Below are 7,216 nucleotides of genomic sequence, written 5' to 3' on the forward strand. Positions count from 1 at the left end.
GTACAGAATACCTTTCCTGTATTCTGACGACTGGCACCTTTATTCTGTTCGATAAATCAGAATACAGAATACTCTACCCATAAAGCGCAAAGTCGGAGCGGCGGCTTCCGCCGATCTAAACTTTGTAAGACAGGGATAGAGTTTTAACGAGGAAGAATATTTTAATTTTTTCGCTTAACTTCGGGCAAGGTTTTAACCAATATTCATCAACCACTCGTACAGAATTCTTGGCTTTATTCTGACCGGATCTTTCGCCCTGCTCCGGCTTTGCTACTGATTTCTGAATTCTTCTTATAAGTATAGTGAGTGAACGATGGTAAATATCAGGTTCTATTTTAGAGACTAACAAAAAAGAGGCGATCGCTTCATGAAGTTGCTTGATTGCTGCTTCTTGATTTATCCCTTGTCCTACCAGTCCATTTTCTAAGCATAAAGCAACCCAATAACCCGCACTCTTTCGCAAAACTGTTGTGTTGAAGTCAATAAATGTTTATTAGTGAGACAATAGCTGAAACAATATTTAATTTTGGCAATTATTCATGATCAAAAACTAGCCACTTCTACAGGACGTTCCACAGCTAATTTTTTCCGGTTAGTTTTAATTTGTTCAATTCTGTGAAGAGTTTCAGCAGTTAAATAACTTTCGCCGCAATGAGTACAGGTTATTACTGGAATGTTTTCTATTACTAGCAGATATTTACCCTTGTCGTAAGTTTTAGTAATTCGGCGGACTTTTACACCTTCACTTCCACAAATATCACTCAGAGTGCGATCGCTCATAATTTTAATATTACAGTATGTGGTTCAAGGGAAAATCCTGTAGATGTCTTTGCGGTGAGCAACTCTTTGGCAGATTAATATTTTTGTTGCTTGATCAAGAGTAATACCAATACGATAATCACCAACTCGAATCATATATTTATCACTATAGCCTTTCAGTTTTTCCAGATATCCTAATTCAAACGGATTCTCTGATTCAAGTTCTTGAAACACGATAGCTTCTACGCGGCTTTGAATCTCAACTTGTAAAGCAGCAAGTTCTTTCAAGAATCTCTTAGTATATTCAACTTGCCACATTTTTATCCTTTAGTGATTGATAATATTTTATTGCTTCATCTTTTGATAGTGGTTCTTCTTCTACTTCCTCCATGAGTTTTGCTAAACCGTAATCCTCAATAATTTCTTCAATTTTTTCAAATTCAGCGATAGGAATTTGTACGGCAATAGGTTGTTGATTTTCGTCGAGAACATAATTTTTGTGAACTTCAAGCATTTTAATAACTCCTATCTGTAAAAATCCATTGGTGTTCACCTGTTAAAATTTTGGTGTCAGGTAATTAAATTTTAACAGTTTATCGCGATCGCATGGATTGACCTCTCCCCTAACCCCTTTCCGTTGGCGTCAGCCTGCCGTTAGGCAAGCGGAGAGGGGAGCCGGATTTCTCCCCCTTCCCTTGTAGGGAAGGGGGCTGGAGGGTTAGGTCTGTGTGCAAAGTGCGAGGGTGCGATCGCGCTGATAGAATAGTCAATTATATTCAAACATTATTATTTATCTTTTACTTCTAAAGCTTGACTAAAATTGACATCTATGAAATAAATATGTTTTTTATTTTCTGTTGTTTACTTAATCCTATAGTTCCAAGTCTGAATGGCTAAATCAATATACCATCCCAAATTAGTAGGAGTATTTCTTTGCTGTGACCTCCACCACTCCCAAATAGAATCATCAAAAGGACGGGTAGCACCTTTCAGGAGATAGATGAATAAATCTAAAGTGTTTATATTTATATCACTAGAGGCTTGACATAAATACATATTTGCATCTGTCCATTTTGTCATACCATGCCTGTTAAATGAGTAACAAAAATGATTATTAGATTTGTCTTCAAGATTAACGGTAGTCTTAGTACACACCAACCATTCGACGACAGAATCTTGAGCAAAATGGCTGTTATTTGCAGCTAATACAAAACCAAATCGTGCTACTGGAATCTTGATTTTAGTTTTTACTTTAGTTGGCAACCAAAGAAACAACCATATTCCTTTACTTGTATTAGTTATTTCAGCTAGTTTATTATGATTTTCTCCTTCACCAGTACCATATAATATTTTTCTATAAGTAGGGCTAACCATTTCCTTTATTTTTGGTTGAGCCATAAAAAGCTCTCTGATGATTCTAAAATTTTGATGAGTATCTACAGGCAACTTACTCTTAAAGTTATGAGTAAAAGCTGGTAAGACTGTACTTTGTAAATCTTCATTATGTAAGCTCCTAGGTAAGCCAAACACAGGGTAAAGAATATCATAGTTCTTACCTTTTAATTGGAATTTAGCACCTGTTGTCTGATATTCAACATGGAATTTCCAAAGAAATATATCATTTTCAAATTTTGATGCTTCTTTATCTATGTAGTTGTCGTCATGAAAACTAGGAGCAATAGCGATTAATTTTATCGGTAATGAGTAATCGATTTGGTCAGCAAAAGATTGATTTTGTAAAATAAGTTTTCGATATCTCACTAGCTGAGATACTAATCCTCTATCTTCTTCATTTTTTAATTCAATAATGACTGCATGTTTATCTAATTTACTAGAGCATAGTAAATCACAACGCTGCATTTTGAAACTATGTTGACGTTTAATTAAAACCAAGTCTGGAAATATTGTGTCGAAATAAGCTTCAATATAATTTTCTAAATCTTGTTCAGACTGAAAGCCAATTTGTCCACCAATGTAAATTAATTTACGATTCGCTTTGCCTGACTCCTCATTCCGTCTCTTCGAGTTGGTTGTTAAATGTTTTGATTTTAGGTAGGGCATGAAAATTTTTAATTACAATAATCTACATACAAATTATTGTATTTATATAATACATTTAACAGTAAAAATACTGAAATCGATTTTAACGGGACTTAAACATTTTTGGGGTATAAACAAGCCTCAAACCCATATAGGGCAAGGAGAATACACCAAAGGCTTAAAAATGCTTGAAACCCAGATATATCAATAAACTAGGCAGGTCGATGTCAAAGTTTCTCTGTATATACATTTGAGGCTTTTTTCGAGCTACTTTTTGTTTAAGTCCCATTATACTCTTTTTACCTTTCCTGTTTTGTTTAAGTCCCGTTAACAGACTCTCAACTTCTTCATTTGTCAACTCAAACTGTCGAAAAATCCGCAAAACATAAGCAGGAAAAATTTCTATTGCACCCATATCTAACGGTGTAAAAATTCATTTATTCAACTTAATAGCTATTTTTTAAAGTTTCTTCTAATGTAAAAGGAGATTCTTTAGGAAAAAAATTTAATTTAATCCCTGTTTCATCAGATGCTTTGAGACGAGCTTTTTTATAACAATCTTCAAATACTTCTGCAAGTAGAGGTTGCAAACTCGGACTATCTTCTAATAATGTTTCAATACAGATACGTTGTTCAGAAATAGTACTGCGCCAACTTTCACTACGTTTTTCTGGTTGATATTGCCATTTCAGTAAGTGCATTAATAGCACAATTAATCGATTTTTTAACTCGCGTTTTTCACTTCTCCCCATACTTTCAATTTCTTCAATGAGATTAGGTATATCTATTTGATTAAAATTATTTTCTTTTAACTGCTGGGCAATTGTTTGTGTCCACAAGTAAAAGTCTTGTTCATAGAGATTTTGTTCATTTATAAAAGATGGACTGGTCATTAATATTCCTCTGGGAAACGCTAAATATTAGGTGGGCATAACACCCACCTAATTAAACTATACCAACAAAGCCTGCTCCTCTTTAGAAATCACGCGCCCTTCATCCTCAAAACCGAGGATTTGATCAAAGTTCAAATACCGATACAAATCATCTGCAAAAGGATGAATTCTCCTCGCTACAACATCCAAATATTCCTGCACTGTCGGAAGCCGTCCCAGCAGCGCACAAACTGCGGCTAATTCTGCTGAACCAAGATACACTCGCGCATCTTTACCCATGCGATTATTGAAGTTGCGGGTTGAGGTAGAAAACACTGTTGTGCCATCAGCAACTCGCGCCTGATTTCCCATGCACAAACTGCATCCTGGTATTTCTGTCCGCGCACCCGCAGCCCCAAAAATGCTATATACACCTTCTTCTTTAAGTTGATGTTCATCCATGCGGGTTGGTGGTGAAATCCACAGGCGAGTTTTCACTTCTCCGGCGCCTTCCAAAACTTTCGCTGTTGCCCGATAATGACCAATATTTGTCATACAAGAACCGACAAATACTTCTTGCACTGGATCATTAGCAACCTCTGATAATAATTTAACATTATCGGGGTCATTGGGAGCAGCAACAATTGGTTCTTTGATTTCGTTCAAATCAATTTCAATTATTTCGGCATACTCCGCATTAGCATCGCCTTCTAATAACACGGGATTTGCTAACCATTCTTCCATCTTTGCCACACGGCGTAGCATGGTACGCGGATCATGATAGCCTCGTGCTATCATATTTTTCAGCAGCGCGACATTAGAACGCAGATATTCAGAAATTGTCTCTACACTCAGCTTAATTGTGCATCCGGCACAAGAACGTTCGGCACTAGCATCGGTGAGTTCAAAAGCTTGTTCAACTTTTAAATCTGGCAAACCTTCTATTTCCAGAATTCGCCCAGAGAAGACATTTTTCTTGTTCTGCTTCTCTGCTGTCAGCAAACCTTTTTGAATTGCCACGTAAGGAATGGCATTCACGACATCCCGCAGGGTGATACCTGGTTGCAATTTACCTTTAAATCTTACCAATACTGACTCTGGCATATCTAAAGGCATGACACCCAAAGCCGCAGCAAACGCCACTAATCCAGAACCGGCGGGGAAGGAAATACCCAAGGGGAAGCGGGTGTGAGAGTCGCCGCCAGTTCCCACGGTGTCGGGTAACAGCATCCGGTTTAACCAGGAGTGGATGATACCATCACCGGGGCGGAGGGCAACACCGCCACGAGAGGCAAAGAAGTCGGGGAGTTCGTGATGAGTTTGGATGTCTACTGGTTTGGGATAAGCAGCAGTGTGGCAAAAACTCTGAATCACTAAGTCTGCACTGAAACCAAGACAGGCGAGTTCTTTCAATTCGTCGCGGGTCATCGGGCCTGTGGTATCCTGAGAACCAACAGTAGTGATGATGGGTTCGCAAGATGTGCTGGGACGCACACCAGGTAATCCGCAAGCTTTACCCACCATTTTCTGGGCTAGGGTGTAGCCTTTGCCTGTATCAAAGGCTTGCTGGGGACGGGTAAACACTGTGCTGGGTTCTAAACCAAGTGCTTGACGGGTTTTGTCGGTGAGGGTACGTCCGATAAGTAGGGGGATGCGTCCACCTGCGCGGACTTCATCAAGGATGGTATCAGGTTTGAGGGCAAATGTGGAAATAACTTCGCCTGCTTCATTAGTGATTTCGCCTTTGTAGGGATGGATGGTAATTACCATGCCGGTTTCTAGTTGGGCGACATCGCACTGAATAGGCAAAGCACCGGCATCTTCTGCTGTGTTAAAGAAGATAGGCGCGATCGCACCACCTAAAACATAACCCCCAGCGCGTTTGTTTGGTACAAAAGGTATATTATTTCCCATGTGCCACAATACCGAATTGATGGCAGATTTACGCGAGGAACCTGTACCAACTACATCCCCCACGTAAGCTACAGGATGCCCTTTTTTCTTCAGTTCGGCAATGGTTGCCAAGCTTCCCGGTTGCCGTGACTCTAACATCACTAAGGCGTGTAAGGGAATATCTGGGCGAGTGGTGGCGCTTTGGGCGGGGGATAAGTCGTCAGTATTGGTTTCGCCAGGAACTTTAAAAACGGTGACAGTGATAGCTTCTGGTACTGTGGGACGCATGGTAAACCATTCAGCTTCTGCCCAGGAGTCAATTACCCGCTTGGCGAAAGGATTGGTTTTTGATAACTCCAAAACATCGTGAAAGGCGTCGTACACCAAGAGAATTCTGCTTAAGGCGTTAGCGGCGTAGGCGGCGATGGGTTCCTTTCCTTGTCCGCCCATCACTAGAGGTGTTTCAGAAGAGTCTGAGAGGGATACGGTGGGCCATTGCAGCAAATCGATTAAAGATTGCACATTGTAACCACCTACCATCGTCCCCAGCAATTGCACCGCTTCTATGCGCGAAATCAAGGGACTGGTGATTTCCTTTTTGGCAATGGCGGTGAGAAATCCAGCTTTGACATAAGCTGCTGGATCAACACCAGGAGAAACGCGATCGCTCAATAGATGTAATAATATCTCCTCTTGACCCTTTGGCGGATTTTTCAGTAATTCACATAATTCTGAGGTTTGCTTCGCATCCAATGGCAAAGGGGGAATACCGAGTGCTGCTCTTTCAGCAACGTGTTTACGATATGATTCCAGCATTTTTATGTTCTCCATTGGGATTTTCTCCCTTTAATTATGAAATACTTTTAGGCAATACTTGGCTATAAAAGTTTAGCTTACTTTTCTTACTGAAAGCCTTTCTGGTAATCGGTTATTAGCAAGTTTTTTTATACTGAAAGTTTGAAAAGTATTGGGCGAATGGAATTTGCTACTACACAAACAAAGTCCACCTCCGTGGAGTAAGAGGAAATGAAGGGTTTTAACCCAGGTTGGTGGGTTTTGTATTTCTACTCCGGCTCAACACAAGTCTGTATAGCTGCGACTTTTAGTCGCAAGGTGTAGTAATAATGAATTAGATTGATTGTTGGTTTAACCAAGTTTCTAAATCAGCAACGCTAGAAAAGTCTAGCAATGCTTCTCCTAAATTCCACAATTGCTGTCCGCAATGCATCGGGGAGAAAATGTACTCCCGACAACCAACCGTCTTTTTGCATAGTTCCAAAGCTAGCAGGACTTACGCAACAATAACGTAATTTCGTCATTGCGACCGTTCGCTTTTAGCGTTCCCGCAGGGTAGTGAAGCAATTGCAAAGCCTTATTTTTTCGTCATAAGTGCGTAAGTCCTAGCTAGATAATCCAGTTTCAGATATGGTTGGTGTAAGAACTGACAATTTGGGAATTTCTGAGTTTTGAAGTTTGGTTTTATTAGCTTTAGATTCCCGTCGCAAAAAAGCCTTAACTTGTAATAATTTGAGAATTCGGTCATCCAATTTTAAGATTGCGGAAGTTCTGGGTTAATGAAAGTTTTATTATATATAGGAATCCTATTTGAGTTTTGAACAAGCTCCGTACATCTGAAGAGTGGCAAAGTCAAA

At 39.6% G+C, this 7,216-nt stretch carries 7 protein-coding genes and 1 pseudogene; all 8 read right to left on the bottom strand.

Translation table 11 applies throughout. The features are described from left to right. Window positions 1-115: 115 nt before the first annotated feature. Entirely contained in the window at window positions 116-463 is a 348-nt protein-coding gene (locus PUQ00_RS31615) for a hypothetical protein (protein WP_300423858.1), read from the bottom strand. A gap of 80 nt (window positions 464-543) precedes the next feature. Further along, on the bottom strand, window positions 544-780 hold the full coding sequence (locus tag PUQ00_RS31620; RefSeq protein WP_300423859.1) for a type II toxin-antitoxin system MqsA family antitoxin: 237 nt from the start codon (window positions 778-780) through the stop codon (window positions 544-546). 24 nt (window positions 781-804) lie between these two features. After that, window positions 805-1,077: a type II toxin-antitoxin system RelE/ParE family toxin gene (locus tag PUQ00_RS31625; RefSeq protein WP_300423860.1), complete on the bottom strand. Its 273-nt coding sequence runs from the start codon at window positions 1,075-1,077 to the stop codon at window positions 805-807. Beyond that, window positions 1,064-1,273 (bottom strand): hypothetical protein, encoded by a 210-nt coding sequence (locus tag PUQ00_RS31630; RefSeq protein ID WP_300423862.1) that lies wholly within the window; start codon window positions 1,271-1,273, stop codon window positions 1,064-1,066. The genes PUQ00_RS31625 and PUQ00_RS31630 overlap by 14 nt, the downstream gene beginning before the upstream one ends. Before the next feature lie 347 nt (window positions 1,274-1,620). Then, window positions 1,621-2,820: a hypothetical protein gene (locus tag PUQ00_RS31635; protein ID WP_300423864.1), complete on the bottom strand. Its 1,200-nt coding sequence runs from the start codon at window positions 2,818-2,820 to the stop codon at window positions 1,621-1,623. A gap of 425 nt (window positions 2,821-3,245) precedes the next feature. Further along, window positions 3,246-3,692 (bottom strand): DUF29 domain-containing protein, encoded by a 447-nt coding sequence (locus tag PUQ00_RS31640; protein WP_300423865.1) that lies wholly within the window; start codon window positions 3,690-3,692, stop codon window positions 3,246-3,248. A gap of 57 nt (window positions 3,693-3,749) precedes the next feature. Continuing rightward, a complete protein-coding gene (gene acnB / locus PUQ00_RS31645; RefSeq protein ID WP_300423867.1) occupies window positions 3,750-6,380 on the bottom strand; it encodes a bifunctional aconitate hydratase 2/2-methylisocitrate dehydratase in 2,631 nt (876 codons plus the stop codon). 313 nt (window positions 6,381-6,693) lie between these two features. Beyond that, window positions 6,694-6,780: pseudogene (locus PUQ00_RS31650) on the bottom strand (DUF4351 domain-containing protein); the annotation flags it as partial. Window positions 6,781-7,216 lie beyond the last annotated feature (436 nt).

It is taken from the genome of Nostoc sp. S13 (assembly GCF_029379315.1).
Taxonomy (GTDB): Bacteria; Cyanobacteriota; Cyanobacteriia; order Cyanobacteriales; family Nostocaceae; genus Nostoc.

Bases quoted from the DNA above. Each gene is read 5' to 3' on its own strand.
- PUQ00_RS31630 (WP_300423862.1), bottom strand. From the start codon at position 1,273: ATGCTTGAAGTTCACAAAAATTATGTTCTCGACGAAAATCAACAACCT.
- PUQ00_RS31640 (WP_300423865.1), bottom strand. From the start codon at position 3,692: ATGACCAGTCCATCTTTTATAAATGAACAAAATCTCTATGAACAAGAC.
- PUQ00_RS31635 (WP_300423864.1), bottom strand. From the start codon at position 2,820: ATGCCCTACCTAAAATCAAAACATTTAACAACCAACTCGAAGAGACGG.
- PUQ00_RS31625 (WP_300423860.1), bottom strand. From the start codon at position 1,077: ATGTGGCAAGTTGAATATACTAAGAGATTCTTGAAAGAACTTGCTGCT.
- acnB (WP_300423867.1), bottom strand. From the start codon at position 6,380: ATGCTGGAATCATATCGTAAACACGTTGCTGAAAGAGCAGCACTCGGT.
- PUQ00_RS31620 (WP_300423859.1), bottom strand. From the start codon at position 780: ATGAGCGATCGCACTCTGAGTGATATTTGTGGAAGTGAAGGTGTAAAA.